Below are 26,145 nucleotides of genomic sequence, written 5' to 3'. Positions count from 1 at the left end.
TCATTTCCCGCGTCCACCCGCCGGCTGCGCCGCCGCTCCACAGGCCGGAACTCATCTGATCCCGTGTTCCCTGGCGAAACCGGCTTTCGCCGCGGATTCTTCCTGCGGCCAGTTGTCGTAGATCTGCCGCAGCGTCCGTTCGCGGTCTTTTCCAGCGGGAAGGGTCATCGCCCATTGGGTGGCGGCTTCGGGTTCGTAAGTGGAAACCGTGGTGGCATAAGCCCGGACGGCGGTGTTCCTTGCCGCGCCCTGCGGAGTGGTGGCCAGCCATTTGCCCGCTGCTTGATAATCTTGCCGCGTCCAGTCGATCATCATGGTGGAAACATGCTCATCCGCTCGATCTGGCGGGAGATTTTCCTCCATCCAACCGATCCATTTCGGAGCGTCTTTTTTCACGTTGGAATAAACCAGGGTGGAAAGGAACGCATCCGACTCCGCAGGGGTGAGCCGCGCGGAGGCGAGCCACTCGATCGTGGTGTCATAGCCGTACTGGTGCGAACAGTTCGCAAGGTGTGCGACCGCCGACTTGGACATTTCCTTACGGGAATCCTCGTCCGTGATGGTGGCGAGGTGCTGGCGGAGAACCGTCAGGGTTGCGGTGCGTTCCTCCGGTGTCTTTGGCGCACTGAGAATGGCCTTGAGCGCTTGGTGGTTGTCCTTGATTTCCAAATCTCCGATGAGCTTGAACGCGAGGGCCGGGTCTTTTCTTCCGACTCCCGATAAAATCCCCCTCTTGTCATCCTCCCTGATGAACTTTGAGTAATTCCCTCCGTTCTCCCGCAGCCATGCGACCGTCGCTAGGGGATCGGTCCGTCCTCCGGCGGGCAGGGAAGTTTCGATCACTTTGGCCAGAATCGGGTCGGAGTCTTCCCGTGTCGTAGCGGAAAATTTCGGCAGGAGGCGCAGCGCTGTCAGAGGATTGACGCTGGCGAGTTTCAACATGGGAATGGAGAGGACGACGTCGCGGAGCTTCCCGCCGAATTCGTTCTTATCGAGCACTTCGATCAGCAGCATCTCCATTTCGGAAGGGCCGAAGGAGGCCAGTTGCATCATTACTTCTTTCTGCGTCGCGTCATCGATCGCCAGGCCGGTTTTTTGGATTTCATCGAGTTGCCGCATCCATGCGAGGAACCTGCCGACGGATTCCCTGGCGACGGTGTCGTGGGTGTCGCGGTCGCGTTTGGTAACAGGGGCGGAGTGTTCCAGTGTGGGGGAGGAGGCAGGAATACGGAGTTCTGCGGCGCGTGAGACGAGTCGGGCGTTCCTCGCGGTCGCGACAATGAGTCGTTGCCGGTCGGTCCAACCGATGCCTGCGGCGAGGGTGAGGATGAGAAAGGTGACGGCGATGGAGATTTTCATGATCGGGGAATCAGTCTAGGCTTTTGAGGATCTCCTTACGGAGGGCTTCATCGGAGATTTTTTCCGCGAGGGTACGGGCATGATCCTTGTTGGATTGTGCCGCGGAACTTTTTAAAAACTCGCCGAGGAGTTCGTCATTTCCACTGGAGTGGGAGAACTCCACTGCGAACGCGGCGGCTTCGGAGAAGGTCGTTTTGGCCCGCATCCGCACCGCATTGTCCAGCACCCGGGCGGTGACCTGATCCACGGCTTCCGGCAACTGCTCTCCGATCCATTTGCGGATCGCGGCGATGTCGGTGCCGCCGATTTTTCTTTGGAGAGAAATGTTTCCAATTTTGGAAACCGCGACATTTGCCACGCAGAACGCGCGCTCCTCGGATGTGGCTCCGATGTTCTCCAGAAACGGCGCGACCGCTGGCAGGTCTTCGGCCAATTTGCAGGCCGCCCAACTGAACACCTTCTGCTGTCCGGTGACTGGAAGCGAGTTCCTGACCAGTTTGGCGAAAGAGGCTGTTTCGTCCTGCTTCAGCGGATCCAACGCCACTTCGAGGAGAAAGTTCTCGCGCGACTCCTCCGGCACCTGCATCACGCGGAGGGTGGCGGCGTCGCCCGGTTGGGAAAGAAGCGATTTTACCACGACCTGTTGGAGTTTGTTCTGCAGCCAGTTTTCCCCGCTGAGAGATTTATAGTCGAATGTTCCGGCGGCGATCTGTTCGTCCATCCATGCGGAGGCTTTTGCGAAATCGTAATGCGCCCATTTTCCGAACGCCTCCGCAAGACAGAGCGGGACGGGCCCGGTGGCGTCTTGATAGCGCCGGATCAGACTGACCACCGCAAATTCAGGGAATTTCCCGCCGAGCACGCGCAGAAGAGCTTCCTCCATACTCTCCTTCATCTCCCTGGTAGTATCAAGGCTCGAAATATCATCGATCCCGGCCAGCAAATCTTCCTGCGTCATTTCACCCAACCGCTTCTCCAACATGAATTGGTCGACCTTATTGAGCTGGCCGGGCGGGTTCGCCTTCGCGAATTGTTCGGCGACGACGCTCCAGTCGATCGAAAGCCTGCTGTTTTTATAAGTGTTGCTCCGCTGGAGTTTCGCGGGTGAGGCGTCGGCTATGAGAGCGGAGGTGCGGGTGGAAACTGTGGTTTCCAAGAGATCGCTGTGCCGGTCCAGCGCTTGGATGGTTTGCCGCTGGGTGACGATCCACGCACCGCCGAGGATGAGGGCGATGACGGGTGGCGCGAAGGTGGTGGCTTTCATGACGGTGGTCAGGAGGATGGGGAGAGTCAGGGAAGTGGAGGATCCAGCGGCGATGGCCTTGCTGGTCAGGGCGGAAATCGGCAGTCCCGCCGCCTTTGCGTCGGAGGTGAAACCTGTGAGCATGGCGGCGGTCAGGGAGCCACCTGCCACGCAACCCCGTTTCGCGAGTTTCTCACGAAGCCGCCCTGTGGCGCGGTCGATGCGTTTCTGCGCGGAGTCCGTGGCGATGCCAAGGATCAGGGCCACTTCCCTGACTGCGAGGGATCGGTAAAAACGCAGCAAAAGCGCTTCCCGATCCTTTTCCGACAATGCGGCGAGCGCTTCATCAAGCTCTGGCTGCATTTCCTTCCATGAATCGTGCGGGTGATGGGGTTGGTTTTGCATGGCGGCTTGCAGCGAGGTGCGCTTGCGGTTTTCACGGCGGGAGGCGCGCAGCAGATTTTTCGTCTGCATGACTGCGGTGAGGTGGAGCCAACCAGCCAGCGACCCTCGCGAGACGAGCGATCCTGCTTTCCGGGCTAGCAGGATAAAAACGAGTTGGGTTGCCTCGTCTGCCAGAGCATCATCGTTGCCAATGCGCCGGGCTGCGGCGTGGACCAGCCCGGCATAGCGCGTCACGAGTTGGTGGAACGCGGCCTCACGCTGATGCCTCACCCATTCGGCTAGGAGTTCGGCATCGGTGGGGGAGGTGTTCTGCATGTTCTGGAATGGATCTGTCCGGGCGCGGAAGAAAACGGACAAATATTTTTTGGAAATTTCATCCTACCGACTGAAAGGCGAAGGCGGAAGTCCCCGGTTCGGGAGGTCAATCAATCCCGTGTTTTTTGGCAAAGGCATCCCTCTCCGGGGAATCTCCCTCCGGCCAGTTTTGGTGGATGAGCCTGAGTGTCGAATCCCGGTCGTTTCCCGCCGGCAGGGTCATCGCCCATTGCGCCGCATTCATCGGGTCGTGACGGGAAACGGTTTCGACATAACCGCGGATGGCCGCTGTTTTCGCCGGACCTTCCGGGGCGGTTGCCAACCACTGTCCGGCGGCCTTGTAGTGGGTCCGGCTCCAGCTGGCGACCATGGTTTGGATCGTTTCCGAGGCTTGGGCGGGAGGCAGTTTCCGGCTCATCCATTCGGTCCATTTCCCTGTCTCGTCATACATGCCGCAACTGCCCAAATGCCTGGCGAAAACCGCCAGCTCTTCCGGCTCCAGCCTGGATGACTCCAACCATCGGGTAGCTGCGGGGTAGCCTTCGTAAACGGTCTGGCGAACGAATTCTCCGAGGACCTGCGACTGGATTTTTTCCGACTCCGCCTTGTCCGGCAGGGTGGCGAGATGCTCCCTAAGCGCCTTCAAGATCGATGTCCTGCCCTCGGGCGTTTTCCCCGATTGAGGGACGAGGCGATCCATCGAGAGTTCGGTGACTCCAAGCTCCCGGATGAATTTGAACATCAGCGTCGGGTCCTGCTCGGACGCGTTCCTGACGAGGGCGGATCCCGTCAGCGCGGAAAACCGCTCCGGGTGCTGTTTTGAATTCTCACGGAACCATTCCACCGCCGCTGATGAATCCCTTTTCGCCCATTCGCCAAGTGCCGCGGCAACGATGGATTCCGCCGGGGCAAGACGTTTGTATAAATCCGGCATCTGGGAAAAGAGAAGCGGCACCTGTTGCGGGCTCTTCTCCGTGAGGATGCGGAGGGAAATCCTCATGAGATTCTCGCGATCCCCGCTCTCAGGGAGATCAGTGGAATTCAGATCGGCCACGAGCTGCTTCAGCTCGCCCGCGTTCAGCTCGCGGATGCGTCCGCTGAGACTCCCGAGGTGGACATCCTTCCCGTCCGGAGCTGGCTTTTTCGGCTCCTTCAGGAAGGCGAGGATGTCCGCGGTGAGTTGTCCTGCGTCCGGAGAGCGTGTTTCCCTGGGGCGTTTGGTGGGGAAACCGCCCGGGCCGGAATCGAGGGCGGAACCGGCGGTTTCTTTTTCAAGGCGCTGCCGGACATCCAGAGCATGTTGGATCTTGTGATGGTTTTTCCATCCGATCGGGACGATCACCGCCAGCAGGACGAGCGTGAGTGAAAGGGAGGTTCTCATGATTCACCGGTCTCCCGATTCGAGTTTTTTCACCAGCCTGGTACGGACCTCCGTGTCGGACACCTTGTCCAGCAGAGGGATCGCTTCGGCACGGTGCTCCGCCGCGACATCACTTTCCAGGAAGCCCGCCAGTCCGTCTTCTTTGCCACTATTTTCATAGTAGACAATGGCCTGTGCCAGCGCCTCCGGAAACGACAGGCTTCCCTGCCTGGCGGCCTTGGCCAATGTTCCGCCGATCATCCGTTCCACATCCGCATCCGGCGCCTGGGACGTCATCCACGTTCGTGCGGCATCGATCCTTTCGAGACTCAACCTGCGATAGGGGCCGAAACCCATCTCGATATTCGACCACACCTGTTTGACCGCCTCCACGCGTTCCGCCGGCGTCGCGCCGATACGATCCAACTGGAGGGACACCCCGGCGAGGTCGGATTGGATCAACGCGCGGGCCGTGGTCCGCGCGATGACACGGTTTGAATCCTCCTCCATCAGTTGTTCCCGGACGAGAGACGCATAATTTTTGATTTCCTGGTCGTTGAGCTCCGGGACTTGGAATGCCTGCATCACCTCGACCCGCTGGTCCTGGTGCATCCCGGCAAGCCGGTCACGCGCGTCCGACACATTTGCCGCCAGCATGGATTTCATCAGAATCGATTCGAATTCCACTCGGGACCGGGATCTGCCATCGATCGTCCTGCTGTCGAAATTTCCAGCCATGATCTGGCGATCAAACCATGCCCGCGCACCCGCCGGGTTGTCCTCCACCCATTGCCCGAAGGCCCGGTTCAAGTCGTCGAGGAATCCGCTTCCGGCGTCTTCGAGTCGATCGATAAAACGGTCGAGTCCCGCCTCGGTGTTCTTTTTCATCAGCGGTCCGACCACCATCGCGACCAGCCAATCCTTCTCCCGGCGCGATGCCTCCAACCTCTCGATCTCATCCAAGGCGGCGAGCAATTCGTCCGAATCCATCGCGCCGAGCTGCTGGTTGATGATATTTGGATTGTATGGAGTGCCGGTTTTGATTTGTGAAAACCGGGCGAGGATTGTTTTCCAGTCCGGAGGGTGGGAATCGTTTCCGATCCTGATGACCGGCTCCTCTGTCTCCGTCGGCTGATCGAAGCGGGAAACGGAACCGCTCCGGATCTTGGTCTTCAGTTCCAAGTTGCCACGTTCCACCTCCGCAAGCGTCCCCACCTGGTGGGTGATCCAATAGGAACCGAGAACCAATGTCGCTGCCGGAAGTAGGAACTGGAGCGGTTTCAACAAAACAGAATTTCCCGGATATCGATTCCTGCTGTCAACGGAGAAACCGAGGCGCATGGCCCGATAATTAAAACATTATAAAATTGCTTAATATAGTAATTTAATGCTTGCCTTATTCGGAAAGCCGGACCAGATTCGGTCGTCGCCACCTTCTGTGTGAGGTGCGTGGCAAGATCGGGAACACCCTTCTCACCTCCGCGAATCATGAAACTTCAGGCTGCCCATTCTCCGCTCGCGATGTTCGTCGCGGCAGACGGTCTTTGTTGATCCGCCGCTGCTTTTTCCGCCCGGTGGGAAACTGTTCCGCCTCATCGCTGGTATCGCCCCATCCTTTTTTTGAACGCCGTGGTTGGCTGGTAAAAAGGTCCGCCCCGGTCTCACGACCGGAGCGGACCATTCCGCCGCCGCTCTCCTGTTTCTCCACCTTCATTTTCCAACATCATGCATCTTCCCACACCTCAATTTTCCCGTCTGGTCACCGCGCTGGCCTTCGACCTGAACAACCCGTTGCTCGACTCGATGATCCTTGCCTGGGATCACATCGCCACCCGTTTCCTGAACCGCCTCGCCAACCATCGTGAAGCGGCGGGAAAGGTGGAATCCATCAGGCTCCTGGCGATTCATGATGGCATTCATGCGGTGCTGGGATCGGGAAACGGCTATATGTTCCATGGACTGTCGTCCGGAAGCTCCACATCCGCCGCGTTGGCTGCGACGGCCCAGGCGTCGCACGATGTGCTGGCGGCGGTCTTTGATCTGCCGGAGGACCGTGAGGATCTCGCGCATTTGCTCGAGGAGAGCCTTTCGCTCATTTCCGACCCCGCCGAGGCGGTGGCCGGAGTCATCACGGGGGCCGCGAGCGCGGGGACCTATGAGCGGGAGTTCGCTCCATTGACGCTGGAAGACCTGGTCAGGGATGCGGCCAAGGCAGGCCGTATTCCACGGCGGCCCTTGCGGGTGGTGGCACTGGCGGAAAAACACGATCACGACGGCTGGCGCAGGTCCGCGTGAGAAGAATGATGGTCTTCCGGAATGATTCCTATTCGATGCCGTGCTGCGCCTTGAACGCCTCGGCCGCCGCTTTTTCCGCTTCGTCCTTTTTCGGCCAGTTGTGATAGATGTTCCTTAGCGTCCGGTCGCGTTCCTTGCCGGGTGGCAGGGTCACGGCCCATTGCGCGGCTGCTTCGGGCTCATACTTCGAGATGGTTTCGGCGTAGCTTCTTACCGATGTGTTTTTCGCGGGACCTTCAGGCATGGTGCCCAGCCACGTGCCGGCGGCCTGGTAGTCGTTCCGGGTCCATTGCCTGACCAGATCCCGGATGCTGTTGTCCGCCTTGTCGGCGGGGAGTTTTTCGCTGATCCAGCCGACCCACCTGCCCGTCTCGGCTTTGGCGGCTCCGCCGGAGATTCCATTGACCACGGATTCCAGTTCCGCAGGGGTCATGTCCGAGGAGTCCAACCATTTCGTGGCGGATTCGAACCCATCCGCCGCCAGGCCGCTTCCCAAGTTCACGGATGCGGTGCCGGCCGCTCTTTTGCGCGCTTCTTCATCATTGATCGTGGCGAGGTATTCGCGGAGGGCGGTGAAGGTGGCGGTCCGCGCCTCCGGAGTTTTGGCAGCGCGGGCGATTCCGGAAAGGGTTTCATTGGGTTCCTCGATGCCCAGCTCCCCGATGAGCTTGAAGGCGAGTCTGGGATCATTCGTGGCGGCTCCCTGGATGAGGCCGCGCTTGGCGTCCTGGGTGATGAGATCGGGAAATTTCGCACTGTTGGCACGCACCCATGCGAGAGCGGCGGCGGGATCGCTTTTCGCCCAGTTGCCCAGGGATGAGGAGACGAGATGTTCGCCCATTCCGTTCGAGGTAAAGATGTCCGCGGATTCGGTGAACAGCGCCAGAGCGGCCTGCGGGTGTTCGCTGGCGAGGCTCATGACGGAAAAGCCGATAAGACCTTCCCGGGTATCATCCTTGAGGTCCGGCGTGGCCCGGACTTCGGCGATGAGGATCTTCAGCTGCTTACCATCCAGCGACATCAACCGGTCGAGAATCTCCATGATGCGTTTCTGCGCCGCTTCGTCCGGAGCCTGGCCCTTGCTCTCGGCGGCTTCCATCTCCCTTGCGAAGGCGATGAACTCCTTCGCGATGAGCCGGGCTGCCTTTTCCTGGTCTTCCCGTTCCGTCCGTTTGGTGAGCGGGGCGGAGCCGGCGGGATGTGCGGTGTCCGCGGCGATGCCAAGTTGCGCCGCTTCGGCGACAAGCCGACTGTGGTCCTTGCGGACCACTTCCAGCCGCTGGCTGCCACGCCAGCCGAATGCGGCGGCGAGTGCGAGGATGAGGATCGAGATGGCGATGGAAATTTTCATGACGGTGGCTGCCTGGCTTACTTGAGGTTCTTGAGGATCTCCTCGCGGCGTTTCTCATCGGAAATTTTCCCGGCGAGTCTGGCGGACTCCTCCTTGTGTTCACGAGCCTCCCAACCGCCGAGGAAATTGACGAGAACCTCGTCATTTCCACTGGTTTCGTGATACTTCACAGCGAGTGCGGCGGCATTGTAGAAAGTGAATTTCCCACGGTCACGGTAGGAACTTGTGAGGGCCTTGCCGGTCATGGCGTCCGCGCTGCCGGGGACCTGCGATTCCGCCCATCCACGCATGGCGTCGATGTCTTCGGTGGTAATCTCTTTCTCACGACCTGACTGCCTGATTTTTGTGGTGGCGGCCTGTTCCACCGCGGCCCTCCGTTCGTCGGAGCTGGCGGCGATTCGGTCCAGATAGGCGGTCACTTCCGGATAGCCCTTGGAAACCAGGTTTGATGCGAGCTCGGCGAGGGTGTGGTTCCGCTGGTTCTCCGGTATCTGCGAACGGACGAGATCCGCGTAGGCCTTCTGGTCCTCCTCCTTGAGTTGGCCGGGGTTGGCCGATTGCAACGCCTCCGCACGCTGCTCTTCCGGAAGACCGGCGAGACGCTGGCCGGCTCCTTGGACATCCGAGGCGAGGAGGGTGGAGATCAGGCGGCCCTCGAACTGGATCCGCATCCGGTTTTTCCCATCCAACGACTTGCTGTCGAATTTCCCTGCGGCGATCTGTTGATCAAACCAGGCGGTGGCCTTGACCGGGTCCTTTTTCGACCATTTTCCCAACGCGTTCGAAAGTTGCCAAATGAGGTCGCCGCGGTCGTCCCCAAACCGGTCTGAGAAAAGGTTGAGCGCCAGCTCCGGATCTTTTTCCGCAAGCGGTTCGACGAACATCTGCTCCAAGGCGGACCGGGCCGCCGGCGACAGGTCGAGGGCGGCGATCTCGTCCAAAGCGGCGACGATCTCCTCCTTGGTCATGGCCTGAAGGCGCTGGTGCATGCGGATCATTTCGCGCATGTCGCCCATGCCGCCGTTGGTCCGCATTTCCAGCATCGCTTCAGAAATTTTTTTCCAGTCCGGCGCGTCCTTGGACTTCGCCTGAGCGGACTTGGCTGTCTGTTTTGAATGCGTTTCCTCCGGCGACGCCTTTGCTCTGGCGATGCGTTCGCGCAGCCGCGTGCTTTCAATTTCCAACGTGGAGATGGAATGATGCTGCGTGGAGAGCAGGCTCCCTGCCAGGACCACCGCCGCGATGGGGGGGATGAAGATGATGACTTTCAACTTGATGGCATTCGACGGTTTTTTCCGCCCATGTCAATGAGGATGGTGTTGGAAAAGCCGCCGGATTTTCCACCATCTCCGAACAGGTTGAAACATTCCCAAGCGGATTGCGACCGACGGGATGTCACAGTTTCGTGAGCTTCGTCACGCGACCGGTCTTGTTCCAATCCTGCACATAGAGGTTGCCCGCCTTGTCGAAGCTGAGGCCGTGGGGAGCGGTGAAGATTCCGAGCTTCATGTCCTGCGGGGCGACACCAAAGTTGGCCCACTGGGACTTGTCCGGATTGTCACCAAGGAAGGAAACGGGGGTGCCGGTCTTGTCGAGGATGGTCACCCGCGATTCAAGCTCGGCAACGGCAAGGGTGTCCCCGAGGATGCTCACGGAGCAGGGGCGGCGCAGGTTCGACGCGTGCACGCCGATCCAATTGCCCTCGAGATCGAGGTGGACGAGGCGGCGCTTCTCGCGGTCCACGACAAGCAGGCGCGGATCGCCGAAGCGGGTGTCGATGGCGAGGCCGTGAGGGGTGTTGAATTGCTTTTCATCCGGCCCTTTGCTGCCGAAGGATTTCAAGAGTTTGCCGTTCTCGTCGAACTTGTGAATGATGTTCGAGCCGTAGCCCATCGAGGCGAAGATGGCTCCGTCCGGGGCGACGGTGACGCCCGTGACCCCACTCCAACCGCCCGGGACTTCACCGGTGGAGGCGTTGGGAATTTCCAGCAGGAGTTTCCCCCTGGTGTCGATTTTGCAAATGCGGAGGGGCGGATTGTTGCCGTTGAGCTGGGCTCCGTAGATGGCCGTCTTGTTGCCTTCCTTGCGGATGGCCATGGCGTGGAATCCCTGGCATTCCGGGGCGATGGTGTCGCGAAGCTTGCCACCCGGCTCATAGACGAGCACGGAAAGCGCGGAATCCGTTGAAACGTAGATCAACCCGCTGTCGTCATCCACGACCACACCACCGTGGGTGGGGCCGATGATTTTTCCGCCCGGCAGTTCACCCCAGTGCGGAACCGCTTCGTAGGACCATGCGCCATTGCCGGTTTTCACCGCCGTGCCGGGATCGTCTCCCGGCTTGGTGCCGTGATCCGGATGGGCGAACGCGAGCGGGGCGATGAGGAAGGGCAGGATTAGGAAACGCATAAGACCCGCATTCCTAACATGTAGGACGAGGGAAGCAAGAAGAGGATTACTGGATAAACAGGGAGGTCGGTCATGGGATCCGCCTCCGGGTCGGGATATCCGGCGACCGGGGATCAGTCCCCCCCGGTCTCCGGTGTTCCGCCGTTGAGGCGTTCGATTTTTTTCCGCTCCCGGGCTTCGCGGAAGAAGCTCTGGAGCAGGTAGAGGCATTCCTCGCCGAGCACTCCCGAGGTGACGTCGCAGCGGTGGTTGAGCGGGGGATTCGCCTCCAGCAGATTGATCCATCCGCCGGCGGCTCCCGCTTTGCTATCAGGGCAACCGAAAACGACGCGTTCCGGGCGGCAGTGGACGATGGCCCCGGCGCACATCGGGCAAGGCTCCTTGGTGACGTAGAGCGTGCATCGCTCCAGCCGCCAGTCCCCCACGGCGACCTGGGCCGCGGAGAGCGCGAGCATTTCCGCATGGGCGGTGGCGTCCTTGAGTGTTTCCACCTGGTTCCAGGCCCGGGCGATGATGCGGCTGTCCCGGACGATGACCGCCCCGCAAGGGACTTCTCCCGCGGCGTAGGCCTTGCGGGCCTCGCGCAGGGCCTGGCCCATGAAATAGGCGTCGCTCTGCAGGTCGATGATGGGGCCTTCGTTTTCCACGCCGGAGGCGTAGCGGGTGCGAGGACGGGATGCAATCTGAAGCAGTTGCCTTTTCCTTTATGCCGTGGCTCCCGTCACGTGCCTCCTCCGGCACGACAACCCCAAAACGGCCGAAATCGCGACCACTGCCATGGTGCCCGGCTCGGGAACGATCCCGTTGTCATAAACAGCGGTTGCTCCGTTCAGGTAGGTGACGGTCCATTTTGTTGATGTATTCGCTCCTCCCGCGGCTGATCCATGGAAGGCCACGAAAGAGGGTGCCGATGGGTCGTTGAGACCGGTCAACCGGCGATCTCCCCCTGCGGTTCTGAACACGATGCGCGCCCAGAATCTCTCCGCAGTGTTTTCAAAGATCGTCGTGCTGGCGACATCGGCAGGCGCGAACAAAAATGCCGCGCTCTTTATCTCGTGGATTCCCACTCCGGGAATATTCGGCAGGTTGCGGTAGTCCATCTCGATCTGTGTGATGGGATTGGTCTCGGACAGCGTGAATTCGTTGGGGAAGGGGTATCGGTCCGCATGAGTCGCATCCGGAGGAAAAGGCAGACTGGCCCAGTCTCGCAGAATGAGAGTGGCCGCTGACGCGGGAAGGCTCAGGCATAGGACACTCATAATACCCAGCCAGGAAGCCAGCCGTCCCGGGAATGCGATTTTGTATTTCATCTTCGATATCTGTTAGAGATCCCCGTCCATCTGTCAATTTTACAATTCGCACGGCCCGGGTCCGAGGTCCGTGAAAATTTTCCGTGCGGGATGGGGGAATCCGTGGTTCGTATCCCGCCTGTGATACCGAAAATTTTTACGGACCGAGTGATCGCCCCCTCATTGCTGGCGGCGGATTTTTCGCGCGTGGGGGAAGAAGTCAGCCGGGCGATCCATGCCGGGGCGGACTGGATGCACATGGACGTGATGGACGGCCATTTCGTGGACAACATTTCCTTCGGCCCGGCCATGATCCAGACGGTGCATGAGTCGAACGACATTTTTCTCGACGTGCACCTGATGATTTCCCGGCCGGACCACTACCTCGAGCGGTTCATTTCCGCAGGATCGGATCTCATCACGGTCCACGTCGAAGCGGAGCACGATGTGGCGGAAACGCTCCGGCGCATCCGGGAGGCGGGTTGCCAGGCGGGCCTTGCGCTGAACCCGGCCACGCCGTTCAGCGAGGTGGTTCCATTCCTCGGAGAAATCGACCTGCTGCTTTGCATGACGGTGGTCCCGGGCTTCGGCGGGCAGGCGTTCATGCCGGAGGTTTTGGAGAAAATCTCCGCGGCCACGGCATTTCGACAGACAAATGGGCTGCGCTACCACGTTGAAGTGGATGGAGGCATCGACGCCACCACCGCCGCCCGCTGCTATTCCGCTGGAGCGAATGTGATGGTGGCGGGCTCGTCCACCTTCCGCGCGGCCGACATGGCCGCAGCGATCACCGCCATCCGCACCGCATGAAATCCAAGTTCCTACTTCCCGCCGTCACCGCCGTTCTCGGCTTCACCCTCGCATGGGTGGCGAAGCCCGGCAATCCTGCCGCCACGGCGGCCCGGCAGGTGGAGGAGTCCCCGGCCAAGCGGCTTCCGCGCGCGGAGTCCGGCGTCACCAGCCCGTCTGGCGACAACAAGCGGCCGAAAGATGTCAAAGCCAGCGACTTCCCGCTTGCCGACGCGGCTGACAAAGGGCCGAAAACCCGCGATGAAGCCCGTATGCTCCGCCTGACCGAAGCGCTGGGCCTGAGTATCGATCAACAGGGGGATATCATCAAGCTTATCGAGGACGTGCAGGCCGCCATGGACGGAAATGTACCGGTTCTCCAGGACCTGGCCACGCGTGGAAAAGCCATCGAGGAAGGACTTACCAAGCTGCTTTCTCCAGAGCAACTGGCGAAGTTCCAGGAACTGAGGGTCCGCGAACGGGAAAACCGGGTCGAATCCCGCGCCCAGAAAATGATTCTGGGAGCCATCGAGGACATCGATCTCTCGCCCGAGCAGCGTGAGGAGGTTCTCAAGCGTCTGAGACTGAGGGCGAAGAACGAAATGCAGGCGATTCCAGACGCTGCCACGCTCTTGTTGGACAAGTCCATGTTGCCCACGAACAACAAGGAACTCTCGATGGATGGCATCCTTTTGCTCACCAAAATCGATGAAGACGGAGCTCCGTCGGAAAATCCGGCCCAGGCCCATCAAAAGGTGCTTGATAGCCAGCGACGTGATCTGGAAGAGACTCTCAATTGCTTCGACGGAATCCTGTCCTCCGGCCAGATGGGCCAGTACCAGGCATCGCTCGCCGAGGCTCGCGCGATTCTCGAAAAAATCCCGAAAATGCGGGGCGAGGCCCGTGCGACACCCGAACCGGTTCCCCCCGTCACCGTCGAACGCGTGCCGGTACCTGACGAGAACGAGGCGATGAGTGCGGAGGATGAAGAGGAGATAAAGAAGGCCGAGGAAATGGGCGACGAGGAACAACCGGACGAAGAACTCTGAACATGCCCATCATCGATCATCTCTTCGCCATCGGCCCCATCCGCAAGGCCATCTGGAGGCTGTGGTATCCCTTCCTTACCCGGAGGCTCCATGAAGAAGGGGTGGTTTTCCTGAATTACGCTTTCGAAACCGAGCCGCCGCTTGGCATCCCACTGGAGCCTGCGGACGAACCGCACCGGGCGTGTGTCCAACTCTACCACCACGTCGGCACCCAGGCGGATCTCGCGGGAAAAAACGTGCTCGAAGTCAGTTGCGGCCACGGCGGCGGGGCTTCCTATCTCACCCGCACCTTGCGTCCGGAGAAATACACCGGCCTCGATCTCAATCCGAAAGGCATCGAATTCTGTAAAAAACGCCACCGCGTCGCCGGGCTGGATTTCATTCAGGGAGACGCCGGAAACCTGCCGTTTCCAGATCATACGTTCGACGCCGTTATCAACGTCGAGGCCTCCCACTGTTATCCGGATTTTCCGAAATTCCTCAGCGAGGTGGCCCGCGTTCTCCGGCCGGGCGGCCACTTTCTCTATGCGGATTTCCGCTTCAGCGATGGCATTCCGGAATGGGAGAAAGCGATTGAAAACATCCCTCTCCGGCAGCTCAAAACCCGCGACATCGGTCCGGATGTCCTGCGGGGCATGGAGAAAAACTCCGCCAGCTCCCAGGCGTTGCTGGATAAAAAGCTGCCGAAATTCCTGCACGGCCTCGGCCGCGACTTCGCCGGCGTGACGGGTTCGCGGGTTTACAACGCGCTTCGGGACGGGCAGCTCTCCTATCGGTCGTATTGTTTCCAACAGGCGTGAGATTTCTCCGCGCTTGCAGCAGGTGCGGTGGTTGATTTCACTGTATCCATGACACGCCCAGACGGTCGCCAGAACGATCAACTCCGCCCTATCTCTTTCATTCCGAACGTGGCCCCTTACGCCACTGGCTCGGTGCTGGTTTCCTTTGGCGACACACGCGTCATCTGTTCCGCCACCATCGAGGACGACGTGCCGCGCTGGATGCGTGCCCAGCGGGTCGAGGGTGGCTGGCTCACCGCGGAATACTCCATGCTGCCGTATTCCACTTTGGAGCGTAAGCCACGCGACATTTCCCGGGGCAAGCTCGACGGGCGTTCGTCGGAGATCCAGCGTCTCATCGGTCGGGCGCTGCGCGCCTGTGTGGATTTGAAAAAAATCGGCCAACGGACCATCTGGATCGACTGTGACGTGCTCCAGGCCGACGGAGGCACCCGCACCGCCTCCATCAGCGGCGGTTGTGTCGCCATGGCCATCGCCCTGAACAAGTTGATGGCGGAGGGACGGTTGAAACAATTCCCCGTCAAAAAGCTTGTCGCCGCGGTGTCCGCGGGCGTTTACCAGGGAGTGCCCGTGCTGGACCTGAACTATCCGGAGGACAAGGATGCCTCGGTGGATTTCAATGTCGTCATGACGGAATCCAACGAATTCGTGGAAGTTCAGGGCAGCGGTGAGGAAGCCGTTTTCTCGTCCGAGGAAATGACCGCCATGCTGGAGCTCTCGCGGAAAGGGATTTCCGAAATCATCTCGCTTCAAAAGGCCGCGATCCTTACCGCGGATCGCGCCGCTCCAGCGGATCTGGCATCCCTGACGGCTGCGTTTGGAAAGCGCTGAAATTCTTCATGAACCCCATCTCTCTCAATCGTCCCGCATTCCAACGAGATTGGGAGGGCTGCTGTTGCAGCGGCGACCGCTGTCAGGCACCGCCTACTTTCCACTTGGCGAAATCCCACCATCTGGGTAGAAGACCCGCGCAATGACCCGCTCATCCATCGAAGCCGCTGCTTACGTTTACATCATCTCGCTCACCATCGTGTTCATCTGGACCGTGGTGAAGGTGTGCCAACAGATTGGCTGGCTGTGATTTGAGCAAAGAGGGGAGGTTTGCCCGGGCCCCTCTTTTTTCCCCATGCGGGGCCGGATGGCTTCACCCGGAGGAAGGAGCCTGGCTATTTCCAATCCACCGCGACCTCGGCGACACGGCCGCTCTTGTCGTCGTATTTGAGCAATCCGTGCTCCATCGCGTATTCGTGCACGCATTTGGTGACCTTCACGTCGAAGGCACAGTATTCCGCGATCTTCCGCAGCGGGGCGAACTGTCCTGTTTTCTTGTGCTCCTGCCACCAGCGCAGCGCGTCGAGCCCATCCGCTGTCTTGCCCATGCCGAGCGAGGCGGACGCCACCGAGTCCAGCTTCAGCCTGAAACCGACGATTTTCTCAAGCTCCAGCATCATGTCCAGATTGATCGTTTGCTCGACCATGGTGTGGAAAACGTAGGGTTGCAGCACCGGGTAATCGAACTGCATGTGGTTCCAGCCGACGACGAGATCCGCCTTGACCAGTTCTTCGCCGAGCTTTTCCATCTCACTTTCGGGGTAGATTTCATACGTCCCGCGCGCGGTGCTGTAAGTGACGCCCACGGAGACGCCCATTTTGGATTTGTTTGAGAATCCCCCCACGTCGCCGAAGCTGCGCTGCGTTTCCAAGTCGAAATAGACGATGTTTTTCCCGGCCACGCGCGTTTGTAGCGGGAGGATCCGATAGGCCGCAAGCACACAGTCCAAGCCATGGAGGTTGTGTCACCTCAATTTGGCATCGCCCTCCTTGCCGGAATCGCCCAAGTTTCATCACGATCATGTCCGATTCCATCCGTGCCGACAAATGGCTGTGGGCCACACGCTTCTTCAAGACCCGCGGCATCGCGGCGGATGTGTGCATGACGGGAAAACTGAAGCGCAACGGACATCCCCTGAAGCCGGCGTCTCCCGTGCAGGTGGGGGACTTGTTGGAAATCCCGTTCGTGGAGGGCCCGGGCATCAGAAAAATTTCCGTGAAGGGGGTCATCGCGAAACGGGTGGGTGCTCCCGAAGCCCAAATATGCTACGAGGATCTGACCGCTCCCGACGTCTACGAAGCTCTCAAGCAATGGCAGATTGCGAAACAAGAGGCGGCGGGGGGGCGGCCGACGAAGAAGGACCGGCGTGAGATCGATAAGATCCACGGGTTTTGGGACGACGTTTGAAGGAGGACCCGGAATGGGGAGCGGACGGAGCCGGCCCATGGCACTGGCACTGCTTACTCTGCGGTGGAGAGGGGGATTTCCATCTCTCCTTTGGATCGGCGGATCCGGGATCTCCGGTGGACAATAAAAAATCCCGGCACGGCAGAGACTGCCATGCCGGGTCGGGGGAGTCCGGGGAAATTATGGCTCCTCAGCCTCTTCCGGTGGGGGAGCTTGTGGACGCTCTCCGCGTGGCGGACGGCCCCCTCCCTTGGGGTGGAGTTCTTCAGGAGTCAGTTGGCCGTCGTCGTTTTTATCCAGCGTCTTGAGTGCTTCTGGAGCGGCTTTGATTTCCTCTGCGGAGATGATGCCGTCGTGATCCACATCGAGTGTTGCGATGATCGGTGGCGCGGGTGGAGCAGGCGGCTTCCGGTCGGGCTTGCCGGTCTTTTTGCCTTCCTCGTCGCGGGACTTGCCCTCGCGTGGTGGTGGCGGCGGCGCGGGGAGTTCCTCACGTGTGATGGCCCCGTCGCCGTCTTTGTCCAGCGTGGCGAGAGAGGTGGCGGCGGCTGCGATTTCCTCAGCCGAGAGCGTGTGATCGTGATCGGTATCGAGGGCGCCGATGATGGGTGATGGTGGCGGACGGCGGTCGCCCTGCTGCTTTTGTTGCGGCGGCTGGGCCGTGGCGGTGAATCCTGCGGCAAGAGCAAGCAGGAGCTGGATGCGGATGGTCTTCATATGGTTTATTGAGTGACGCTCCAGTGGGAACGATGCTGATGAAACAGCTCGTGTGTAAACGAAGTGTGTGGAGATCCGCCCGAAAGTGTAAAATTCATGTAAATCCTGTGGGCGGAGGCGGAGTGGGTCTGCTAAGAGATTTCCAATGCTGGAAGTTTCAGGAAATCGCCGTCTGTTGGTGGTGGATGATGATCGCAAGTTGGCGGGATTGATCCGGGACTATCTCATGCCGATGGGTTATGAGGTGGAACTGCGCCACACCGGCCCGGAGGGATTGGCGGAGGCGCTGGCCTTTCCTTATGAAGCGGTGATTCTGGATGTGATGATGCCGGGAATGGATGGCTTCGGAGTGTTGCGCGAGCTGCGGAAAAAGTCCGACGTGCCGGTGCTGATGTTGACGGCATTGGGCGATGAGGCGGACCGTATCGTCGGGTTGGAGCTGGGTGCGGATGATTATCTGCCGAAGACATTTTCCTCGCGCGAACTGCTCGCAAGGCTCCGCGCCGTGACACGGCGGGCTCGGGTGAGGCCTGGAAACGACCTGCCCGTGGAGCTGTGCGCGGGTGCCCTGCGGTTGTGTGAGGAAACGCACACGGTGGTTCTCGGTGAGCAGGTCTTGGATCTGACGGCATTGGAGTTTGCCATCCTGACCGCACTTCTGAAATCGAAGGGCCGGGTGAAAACACGGGAACGGTTGATCGAGGAGGTGTCGGAAAGGCGCTTTGATGTCTATGATCGCTCGATCGATGTGCACGTCTCTTCCTTGCGGAAAAAACTGGGTGATGACGCGAAGAATCCACGGTTCATCCGGACGATCCGCGGCATCGGTTATTCACTGCACGAACCCGAGGTGGGTGATTTCGCTTGATGATGAAAACGCGCTTCCATGTTTCCCTGATGACGAAGGTGCTCGTGTGGCTCTTGCTGCATCTGGGGATTCTGGCGCTGGCGTTCGTGGGTTTTGTCGGGTGGCAGTTGGGAATGGGTTTGGATTCGCTTCTGAGCGGCGCGGCGGGCGAGCGGTTGCGGGATTTCGGAGACGAGGCGCGCGAGGGGGTTCACGGGCTCCCGAGGGATGAATGGCGTGGTGTGATTGATTCGCTGGCGAGCGAGAAGAAGGTGGTGGCGCGGCTCCTGGATGACTGGACCCCTTCGGAAATTCCTCGGAACGTGATGGAGAAAATCCGGACCATGCCGCCTCCCAGGGGAGAGGGGCATCGGCGTCCGCCACCACCACACGGACGGAGACCTCCTCCGGATCATGATTTTCCGGACGATTTCGGCCCGCCACCGAGGGAGGATGAGGAGATGATGCCGCGGGAGGACCCTCCCACGTCCTTCCCTGTCAGCCGGCCGATTTTTCTCGCGCGGGGTGAAAAAGGAAACGGCTACTGGGCAGGAGTGCAGGTAGCGCTTCGCGGTGGTCCGCAATTGCTCCTGGTCCGGTCCGAACGGCTGGATGGGGAGGGGATGTTTTTCGAATTCAGGCCTTGGCTGTGGGGGGGATTGGCGGTGCTGGCATTGAGCCTGGCGTTTTGGGCTCCATTTGTCTGGGGCATCACGCGCTATATCGGAAAGTTGACACTTGCCGCGGACCGGATCGCGGCAGGCCAATTCCAAATCACCCTGCCGCGGCGGGGAGGGGACGAGTTGGGGAAGCTCGGCCAGGCGATCGAAGTCATGGCGGGGCGTCTGGATCACTTGATTTCCGGCCAAAAGCGTTTTCTCGGAGATGCCGCGCATGAGCTTTGTGCTCCTCTCGCCCGCTTGCGGACAGGATTGGGAATTCTCGAAATGAAGCTGGCAGACGTGGATCAGCGGCATTTGTCATCGATCGAGGCTGACGCTCAAGAGCTGGCGACATTGGTGGAAGAGGTTCTCGCATTTTCCCGCGCCGGGAACCGCACACCGCAGCAGAAGGTGGTTTCGTTGGAACCGCTCGTACGTGAGGTCGCCGCGAGGGAAGGTGGGGTGAATCCCTTGCAGATAAGCGTTTCTCCTGAACTACAGGTGGTTGCGGATCCCACACTCCTTACCCGCGCTGTGGGCAATCTTGTCAGGAATGCCAGGATCCATGCGGGAGAACAGGCGCGCATCACCATTGAAGCGGTTGAACGCGGGGAGTTTGTGGAGGTATCCATCACCGACGACGGTCCGGGGGTTTCTCCAGAAGAGCTGTCCCGGTTGTTTGAGCCATTTTACCGGCCTGACGTTTCGCGGAGCCGGGATACCGGCGGCAGCGGACTCGGTCTCGCCATTGTAAGGACTGCGATCCAAGCGTGCGGTGGTGATTGTGCCGCCTCTCTTCCCTCTGCCGGAGGCTTCCGGGTGACATTCCGGCTGCGACAACCCACCCGCAACGCCTGATTTGGGAAAGACCTCGCTGAGAATAGGGGATAGTGACCACTCTGTTACCAATTTCGAATCGCATTATGCCCGAATATCGGCCCGAATCGTGCATTAAGAGGCGTTGAATCAAATTTTTTTCGAACGCTTTGCTGATCGAATTGCCTGAATTTCAGTCAATTGGAATTCTGTGGCAAGAAAAGGAATAAAAATGATCACGAAATGGATTGACCGGGGGCGGCCGGTCAATCTAGGGTCTCCCCGTCGCCACGACGGAGGGCGACCGAGAGACAGACGGTCGATCGCGGTGCAAACCACCCGATCGGCTTTTTAGTCCCCTCGAAACAAGCTCTTTGACAGTATGGCTCAGCGGTAATCGTGCCAAGTGAGAAAGTGAACCGGTGGATCCTGCGAAGGATTCAAGTCCTGCGAAGGATTCCGACGCTTCAAGCAAGGCGGTCGTAAGCAGACTATGATATCGCTGGGAAGAGGAAAAAGATTAAATTGTGCGCTGCGCATCTGGTTTCAATATCGAAACAGTGCGCGGAAGTTGGCTCTTGAAGTCAACAACCCCGATTTGAATCGCGGGTGCCGGCGACGGCATCTGAAAGATCAGATCATTTTTACGGAGAGTTTGATTCTGGCTCAGAACGAACGCTGGCGGCGTGTTTAAGACATGCAAGTCGCACGGGATCAGTTGAGTAGTAATACAATTCTGGTTTAGTGGCGCACGGGTGAGTAACATGTGAATTACATGCCCTTCAGTGGGGAATAGCCCAGGGAAACTTGGATTAATACCCCATGGTATCGCAAGATTAAAGGTGGCCGCAAGGCTGTCGCTGAAGGATTGGTTCGCACCCTATCAGCTTGTTGGCGAGGTAACGGCTCACCAAGGCTACGACGGGTACCTGGTCTGAGAGGACGATCAGGCACACTGGAACTGAGACACGGTCCAGACACCTACGGGTGGCAGCAGTCGAGAATAATTCACAATGGGGGCAACCCTGATGGTGCAACGCCGCGTGGAGGATGACGGTCTTCGGATTGTAAACTCCTGTCATCTGGGAGTAAGGCATGGCTGTTAATAGCGGACATGATTGATAGTACCAGAAGAGGAAGGGACGGCTAACTTCGTGCCAGCAGCCGCGGTAATACGAAGGTCCCGAGCGTTGTTCGGAATCACTGGGCGTAAAGGGAGCGTAGGCGGCGCGGTAAGTCAGATGTGAAATCCCGGGGCTCAACCCCGGAACTGCATCCGATACTGCCGTGCTTGAGGATTGGAGAGGTAGCTGGAATTCTTGGTGTAGCAGTGAAATGCGTGGAGATCAAGAGGAACACTCGTGGCGAAAGCGAGCTACTGGACAATTCCTGACGCTGAGGCTCGAAGGCTAGGGTAGCGAAAGGGATTAGATACCCCTGTAGTCCTAGCAGTAAACGGTGCACGCTTGGTGTGAGGGGAATCGACCCCCCTTGTGCCGGAGCTAACGCGTTAAGCGTGCCGCCTGGGAAGTACGGTCGCAAGACTAAAACTCAAAGAAATTGACGGGGACCCGCACAAGCGGTGGAGTATGTGGCTTAATTCGATGCAACGCGAAGAACCTTACCAAGGCTTGACATGCATCTCTAAGCGCGTGAAAGCGCGTGACCCTTCGGGGAATTTGCACAGGTGCTGCATGGCCGTCGTCAGCTCGTGTCGTGAGATGTTGGGTTAAGTCCCGCAACGAGCGCAACCCTTGTGATTAGTTGCCAGCACGTGAAGGTGGGAACTCTAGTCAGACTGCCCAGATCAACTGGGAGGAAGGTGGGGACGACGTCAGGTCAGTATGGCCCTTACGCCTTGGGCTGCACACGTACTACAATGCCCAGCACAATGAGAACCGAGACCGCGAGGTGGAGGAAATCTGCAAAACTGGGCTCAGTTCGGATTGGAGGCTGCAACTCGCCTCCATGAAGTTGGAATCGCTAGTAATGCCGTATCATCTACGACGGCGTGAATACGTTCCCGGGTCTTGTACACACCGCCCGTCACATCATGGAAGCCGGTCGCACCCGAAGTGCCCGTACCAACCGCAAGGGGGTAGGGTCCTAAGGTGTAGCTGGTAACTGGGATGAAGTCGTAACAAGGTAGCCGTAGGGGAACCTGCGGCTGGATCACCTCCTTTCTACGGAGAAATTCACAAACCGTTCTCACGGTCCCTGTGAAAGGTCGAGACCCCGCTCCCGGCAACGGGGGATGGGGTTGTCAAAACGCAAGTTAGACACCTGAAACACTTAAAACCGGAACATCGCAGGATGTTCCAAACCAAAAAACCACGCAACTGTGTATTTATTGATAGGTTACGCAGTGCACAATTTAATCTTTTCTCCTCACTTCAACACCACCCCGTGAAACGGGCACCCTCGGTAAAGGGGGTTTAGCTCAGTTGGTAGAGCGTCTGCTTTGCAAGCAGAATGTCAACGGTTCGAATCCGTTAACCTCCACCATCTTTCATGAAGCGCCTCGGACTCCGGCAACGGAGGGAACGCTTTGTGGAATCCAAATGGGCCTGTAGCTCAGTTGGTTAGAGCACCGCCTTGATAAGGCGGGGGTCATAGGTTCGAGTCCTATCAGGCCCACCATTCCATTACCGAAGAGATTGAAGTTCCATACTGAAAAAACGAGTCCGCTCTTTGACATCCACATGGAGAAACAAATAATTTCAAGACTGCAATAAATATTGATGACTCATAAAGAGCCATTCTTAGCGGTCCTTGAATATATTCTAATTCCCAAATACATCAATTTTTACGGCAAAGCCGGCAGAGATGCCGGCAGTAGGCAGGTCGAAAGACCTGCAAAGCGTGGAAACTATCCTCATCGGAAGATAAGGAAAAGTCCGCGTGGCTGATTTCAATTAGGAATCAAGCTTTAAAGGGCACACAGTGGATGCCTTGGTGCTAACAGGCGATGAAGGACGTGTTAAGCTGCGATAAGCTTCGGGGAGCGGCAAATACGCTTTGATCCGGAGATTTCCGAATGGGGTAACCTGGTGGTTTTAATAAGCCATCGTTTCTTTCCGAAGCCCGATCTTAGGATCATATGGGAAGTTAAGAAAGAAGACGCGATACCCGGTGAAGTGAAACATCTCAGTAACCGGAGGAAAAGAAAGAGAATCGATTCCGTCAGTAGTGGCGAGCGAAAGCGGATCAGCCCAAACCGGGAGCTTGCTCCCGGGGTTGTAGGACCCCGTCATGGGACCTCAATGGATAGGTGAAGGAACTGGAAAGTTCCGGCACAGAGGGTGATACCCCCGTAACCGAAATCCAACGAGGCCTTAGGGAGTTCCTGAGTAATACGGCACACGTGAAACGCCGTATGAATCTGTGCCGACCACGGCATAAGGCTAAATACTAGTTAGCGACCGATAGTGAACAAGTACCGTGAGGGAAAGGTGAAAAGAACCGCTGTGAGCGGAGTGAAATAGAACCTGAAACCGTGTGCCTACAAGGTGTCAGAGTCCCTTCGGGGATGATGGCGTGCCTTTTGCTTAATGAGTCTGCGAGTTAGTATGTGTGGCGAGCCTAAGTCCTTAGGGGACGGAGGCGAAGCGAAAGCGAGTCCGAACAGGGCGACCTTAGTTGCACGTGCTAGACCCGAAGCGGAGGTGATCTACCCTTGGCCAGGTTGAAGCGCAGGTGATACTGCGTGAAGGACCGAACAGGTGAATGTTGAAAAATTCTCTGATGAGCTGAGGGTAGGAGTGAAAGGCTAATCAAACCCCGTGATAGCTGGTTCTCCTCGAAATGCATTGAGGTGCAGCGTCGCGTGTTTATGAATGGGGGTAGAGCACTGAAAGGGCTAGGGGGCATACCCGTCTACCAACCCCTATCAAACTCCGAATACCATTCAACAGAACGCGGCAGTGAGACGGTGGGGGATAAGCTTCATCGTCAAAAGGGAAACAACCCTGATCAGCAGCTAAGGTGCCTAAATAACGCTAAGTGGAAAGGATGTGGAATTTCACAGACAGTGAGGATGTTGGCTTAGAAGCAGCCACCATTTAAAAAGTGCGTAATAGCTTACTCATCGAGAGATTCCGCGCCGAAAATGATTGGCGATAAGCGTTATACCGAAGCTCTGGGCTTCCGTCCCTGGGGACGGGAGCGGTAGAGGAGCATTCTTGATTGCATTGAAGCGCGATGGCGACTGACCGTGGAGTATCAAGAAGAGAGGATGCAGACATGAGTAACGATAAGACGGGTGAGATCCCCGTCCGCCGTAAACCCAAGGTTTCCCGGGCTACGATTTTCGTCCCGGGGTTAGTCAGGACCTAAGGTGAGGCCGACAGGCGTAACCGATGGACAGCAGGTTAATATTCCTGCACTTCCGACCCTTAACCCGGATTGACGCATTTTTGGAGGTAACTAGGTGATTGAATTCCGAGGTGAGGCTACGGCCGATCCGCATTACCAAAGAAGGTGCCGAGAAAAGATCCGGTGTATGCTAAGGAACCTGTACCGTAAACCGACACAGGTGGGTGGGTAGAATATACCAAGGCGTAAGAGTGAACCCTGGTTAAGGAACTCGGCAAATTGGCCCCGTAACTTCGGGAGAAGGGGTGCCTAGGTTTACCTAGGCCGCAGTGAAATGGCCCAACCGACTGTTTAGCAAAAACACAGCATTCTGCCAAGACGCAAGTCCAAGTATAGGATGTGACACGTGACCAATGCGGAAAGATTAAGGCAAGATGTTAGCAGCAATGCGAAGCTTTGAACCCAAGTCCCCGTGAATGTCGGCCGTAACTATAACGGTCCTAAGGTAGCGAAATTCCTTGTCGGGTAAGTTCCGACCTGCACGAATCGTGAAACGAGTTGGGCGCTGTCTCAACCAGGTGCTCAGTGAAATTGTAATGGCGGTGAAGATGCCGCCTACCCGCAGAAGGACGGAAAGACCCTATAGACCTTAACTGTAAGCTGTCATTGGTTTTTCGATTTTCATGCTCAGCATAAGTGGGAGACTTTGAAGCCATCCTTTAGGGGATGGCGGAGTCGCCAGTGAGATACCACCCTTGGGTGTTGGAAGATCTAACCTCGACCCGTGAATCCGGGCGAGAGACATTGTCAGCCGGTCAGTTTTACTGGGGCGGTATCCTCCCAAAGAGTAACGGAGGAGCGCGAAGGTGGGCTCAGCACGGTCGGTAACCGTGTGTCGAGTGCATAGGCATAAGCCCGCCTAACTGTGAGACCCACAAGTCGAGCAGATACGAAAGTAGGCCTAAGTGATCCGGCGGTTGAATGTGGAATTGCCGTCGCTCAACGGATAAAAGGTACCTTAGGGATAACAGGCTGATTTCATCCAAGAGTTCATATCGACGATGAAGTTTGGCACCTCGATGTCGGCTCGTCGCATCCTGGGGCTGGAGAAGGTCCCAAGGGTCCGGCTGTTCGCCGGTTAAAGCGGCACGCGAGCTGGGTTCAGAACGTCGCGAGACAGTTCGGTCCTCTATCCTCTGTGGGCGCAGGAAAATTGAGGGGTTCAGTTCCTAGTACGAGAGGACCGGAATTGACATACCTCTGGTGCACCGGTTGTCCTGTCAAGGGCATGGCCGGGTAGCTAAGTATGGAACAGATAAGCGCTGAAAGCATCTAAGCGCCAAGCTGCTCCCAAGATGAATTTTCCCCAAAGGATCGTCGAAGACTACGACGTTGATAGGCTTCAGGTGTAAGTGCGGTAACGTATTCAGCCGAGAAGTACTAATCATCCGTTTGGCTTGATTCCTATTTTTGAATTAGTGAAGACAAGAGACCGTGAATGGACCTGAGGAAATCAGGTTTTGGAATTATTGAAAACTCCGTGTGGATGTCAGGGAGCGGGCGAAGGGAACGAAGCCCGCTTGACCGTCGACAAAGACATAGCTCAGATCGTCAGAGATTCAGTTTTGCGCCAATGGAAGTTGGCTCCAGGATTGCCCTCTGGTGACCAGAGCGCGGTGGAACCACCCGGTCCCATTCCGAACCCGGAAGTGAAACGCCGCAGCGCCGATGGTAGTGAGACGATAGGTCTTGTGAGAGTAGGTCGTCGCCAGGTATATGCCCGGCTCCTGTAAAAGGGAGCCGGGCTCTTTTTTTGTGCGGGGGGAGGAGAGAGGGAAGGGTGGAAAGGGTGGAAAGGATCGTGGAGAGAGGAGGAGCATAACCGG

The 26,145-nt window shown here is 58.2% G+C and carries 19 protein-coding genes, 2 tRNA genes and 3 rRNA genes; 13 read left to right on the top strand and 11 right to left on the bottom strand.

Annotated elements, in window-relative coordinates; genetic code table 11:
- Positions 1-51: 51 nt before the first annotated feature.
- From JIN84_RS01820 to JIN84_RS01805, 4 genes are all read right to left on the bottom strand, one after another.
- Positions 52-1,359, bottom strand: a complete 1,308-nt coding sequence (locus JIN84_RS01820) for a hypothetical protein (RefSeq protein WP_200349299.1) — start codon at positions 1,357-1,359, stop codon at positions 52-54.
- A gap of 10 nt (positions 1,360-1,369) precedes the next feature.
- Positions 1,370-3,322 (bottom strand): RNA polymerase sigma factor, encoded by a 1,953-nt coding sequence (locus JIN84_RS01815; protein ID WP_200349298.1) that lies wholly within the window; start codon positions 3,320-3,322, stop codon positions 1,370-1,372.
- Between the two features lie 106 nt (positions 3,323-3,428).
- Positions 3,429-4,703: a hypothetical protein gene (locus tag JIN84_RS01810; RefSeq protein WP_200349297.1), complete on the bottom strand. Its 1,275-nt coding sequence runs from the start codon at positions 4,701-4,703 to the stop codon at positions 3,429-3,431.
- A 3-nt stretch (positions 4,704-4,706) separates the two neighbouring features.
- On the bottom strand, positions 4,707-5,966 hold the full coding sequence (locus JIN84_RS01805; RefSeq protein WP_200349296.1) for a hypothetical protein: 1,260 nt from the start codon (positions 5,964-5,966) through the stop codon (positions 4,707-4,709).
- 441 nt (positions 5,967-6,407) lie between these two features.
- On the opposite strand from JIN84_RS01805, the gene JIN84_RS01800 reads away from it, so the two are divergent.
- Positions 6,408-6,977, top strand: a complete 570-nt coding sequence (locus tag JIN84_RS01800; RefSeq protein WP_200349295.1) for a hypothetical protein — start codon at positions 6,408-6,410, stop codon at positions 6,975-6,977.
- 28 nt (positions 6,978-7,005) lie between these two features.
- Here JIN84_RS01800 and JIN84_RS01795 read toward each other — a convergent pair whose 3' ends face one another.
- The 5 genes from JIN84_RS01795 to JIN84_RS01775 all read right to left on the bottom strand — a co-directional run bounded on the left by JIN84_RS01795 (position 7,006) and on the right by JIN84_RS01775 (position 12,047).
- Positions 7,006-8,328 carry a hypothetical protein gene (locus JIN84_RS01795; RefSeq protein ID WP_200349294.1) on the bottom strand — a complete coding sequence of 441 codons (1,323 nt, stop codon included), beginning with the start codon at positions 8,326-8,328 and terminating at the stop codon, positions 7,006-7,008.
- A 17-nt stretch (positions 8,329-8,345) separates the two neighbouring features.
- A complete protein-coding gene (locus JIN84_RS01790) occupies positions 8,346-9,599 on the bottom strand; it encodes a hypothetical protein (RefSeq protein ID WP_200349293.1) in 1,254 nt (417 codons plus the stop codon).
- 124 nt (positions 9,600-9,723) lie between these two features.
- On the bottom strand, positions 9,724-10,737 hold the full coding sequence (locus tag JIN84_RS01785) for an NHL repeat-containing protein (RefSeq protein ID WP_200349292.1): 1,014 nt from the start codon (positions 10,735-10,737) through the stop codon (positions 9,724-9,726).
- Between the two features lie 113 nt (positions 10,738-10,850).
- Entirely contained in the window at positions 10,851-11,384 is a 534-nt protein-coding gene (gene tadA / locus JIN84_RS01780) for a tRNA adenosine(34) deaminase TadA (RefSeq protein ID WP_325099544.1), read from the bottom strand.
- A 57-nt stretch (positions 11,385-11,441) separates the two neighbouring features.
- Positions 11,442-12,047, bottom strand: coding sequence for a PEP-CTERM sorting domain-containing protein (locus JIN84_RS01775; protein WP_200349291.1), 606 nt, complete (start codon positions 12,045-12,047; stop codon positions 11,442-11,444).
- 147 nt (positions 12,048-12,194) lie between these two features.
- On the opposite strand from JIN84_RS01775, the gene rpe reads away from it, so the two are divergent.
- Genes rpe through rph form a run of 4 tightly spaced genes read left to right on the top strand, consistent with a single transcriptional unit; the run spans position 12,195 to position 15,495 of the window.
- Entirely contained in the window at positions 12,195-12,836 is a 642-nt protein-coding gene (gene rpe, locus JIN84_RS01770) for a ribulose-phosphate 3-epimerase (RefSeq protein ID WP_325099543.1), read from the top strand.
- The gene (locus JIN84_RS01765; protein ID WP_200349289.1) at positions 12,833-13,864 is read left to right on the top strand and encodes a hypothetical protein; all 1,032 of its coding nucleotides are present in this window, start codon (positions 12,833-12,835) and stop codon (positions 13,862-13,864) included. Before rpe ends, JIN84_RS01765 begins: the two co-directional genes overlap by 4 nt.
- A gap of 2 nt (positions 13,865-13,866) precedes the next feature.
- Complete coding sequence (locus JIN84_RS01760; RefSeq protein ID WP_200349288.1) at positions 13,867-14,664, top strand: phthiotriol/phenolphthiotriol dimycocerosates methyltransferase; 798 nt, start codon at positions 13,867-13,869, stop codon at positions 14,662-14,664.
- Between the two features lie 48 nt (positions 14,665-14,712).
- Positions 14,713-15,495 (top strand): ribonuclease PH, encoded by a 783-nt coding sequence (rph, locus tag JIN84_RS01755; protein ID WP_200349287.1) that lies wholly within the window; start codon positions 14,713-14,715, stop codon positions 15,493-15,495.
- A gap of 335 nt (positions 15,496-15,830) precedes the next feature.
- On the opposite strand, the gene JIN84_RS01750 is transcribed toward rph, so the two are convergent.
- Positions 15,831-16,436 carry a ribonuclease H-like domain-containing protein gene (locus JIN84_RS01750; RefSeq protein ID WP_325099563.1) on the bottom strand — a complete coding sequence of 202 codons (606 nt, stop codon included), beginning with the start codon at positions 16,434-16,436 and terminating at the stop codon, positions 15,831-15,833.
- Between the two features lie 80 nt (positions 16,437-16,516).
- On the opposite strand from JIN84_RS01750, the gene JIN84_RS01745 reads away from it, so the two are divergent.
- Positions 16,517-16,903: an RNA-binding S4 domain-containing protein gene (locus JIN84_RS01745; protein WP_200349286.1), complete on the top strand. Its 387-nt coding sequence runs from the start codon at positions 16,517-16,519 to the stop codon at positions 16,901-16,903.
- 180 nt (positions 16,904-17,083) lie between these two features.
- Here JIN84_RS01745 and JIN84_RS01740 read toward each other — a convergent pair whose 3' ends face one another.
- Positions 17,084-17,620: an EF-hand domain-containing protein gene (locus JIN84_RS01740; RefSeq protein ID WP_200349285.1), complete on the bottom strand. Its 537-nt coding sequence runs from the start codon at positions 17,618-17,620 to the stop codon at positions 17,084-17,086.
- Between the two features lie 145 nt (positions 17,621-17,765).
- Here JIN84_RS01740 and JIN84_RS01735 point away from each other — a divergent pair, with 145 nt between their 5' ends.
- The 7 genes from JIN84_RS01735 to rrf all read left to right on the top strand — a co-directional run bounded on the left by JIN84_RS01735 (position 17,766) and on the right by rrf (position 26,033).
- Entirely contained in the window at positions 17,766-18,488 is a 723-nt protein-coding gene (locus tag JIN84_RS01735; protein ID WP_200349284.1) for a response regulator transcription factor, read from the top strand.
- Between the two features lie 2 nt (positions 18,489-18,490).
- Positions 18,491-19,987: a sensor histidine kinase gene (locus JIN84_RS01730; RefSeq protein ID WP_200349283.1), complete on the top strand. Its 1,497-nt coding sequence runs from the start codon at positions 18,491-18,493 to the stop codon at positions 19,985-19,987.
- Positions 19,988-20,588: 601 nt separating this feature from the next.
- Positions 20,589-22,128: ribosomal RNA gene (locus tag JIN84_RS01725) — 16S ribosomal RNA — on the top strand.
- A gap of 246 nt (positions 22,129-22,374) precedes the next feature.
- Positions 22,375-22,450 (top strand) — tRNA-Ala (locus JIN84_RS01720).
- 58 nt (positions 22,451-22,508) lie between these two features.
- Positions 22,509-22,585, top strand: a tRNA-Ile gene (locus tag JIN84_RS01715).
- A 280-nt stretch (positions 22,586-22,865) separates the two neighbouring features.
- A 23S ribosomal RNA gene (locus JIN84_RS01710) occupies positions 22,866-25,724 on the top strand.
- Positions 25,725-25,917: 193 nt separating this feature from the next.
- Positions 25,918-26,033, top strand: a 5S ribosomal RNA gene (rrf, locus tag JIN84_RS01705).
- Together the 16S, 23S and 5S rRNA genes with 2 tRNA genes alongside form the textbook arrangement of a ribosomal RNA operon.
- Positions 26,034-26,145 lie beyond the last annotated feature (112 nt).

Origin of the sequence: Luteolibacter yonseiensis (assembly GCF_016595465.1) — a bacterium.
GTDB classification, from domain to species: domain Bacteria; phylum Verrucomicrobiota; class Verrucomicrobiia; order Verrucomicrobiales; family Akkermansiaceae; genus Luteolibacter; species Luteolibacter yonseiensis.
The sequence above is the reverse complement of the archived record's forward strand: the minus strand, read 5'-3'. Positions and strand labels throughout refer to the sequence as shown.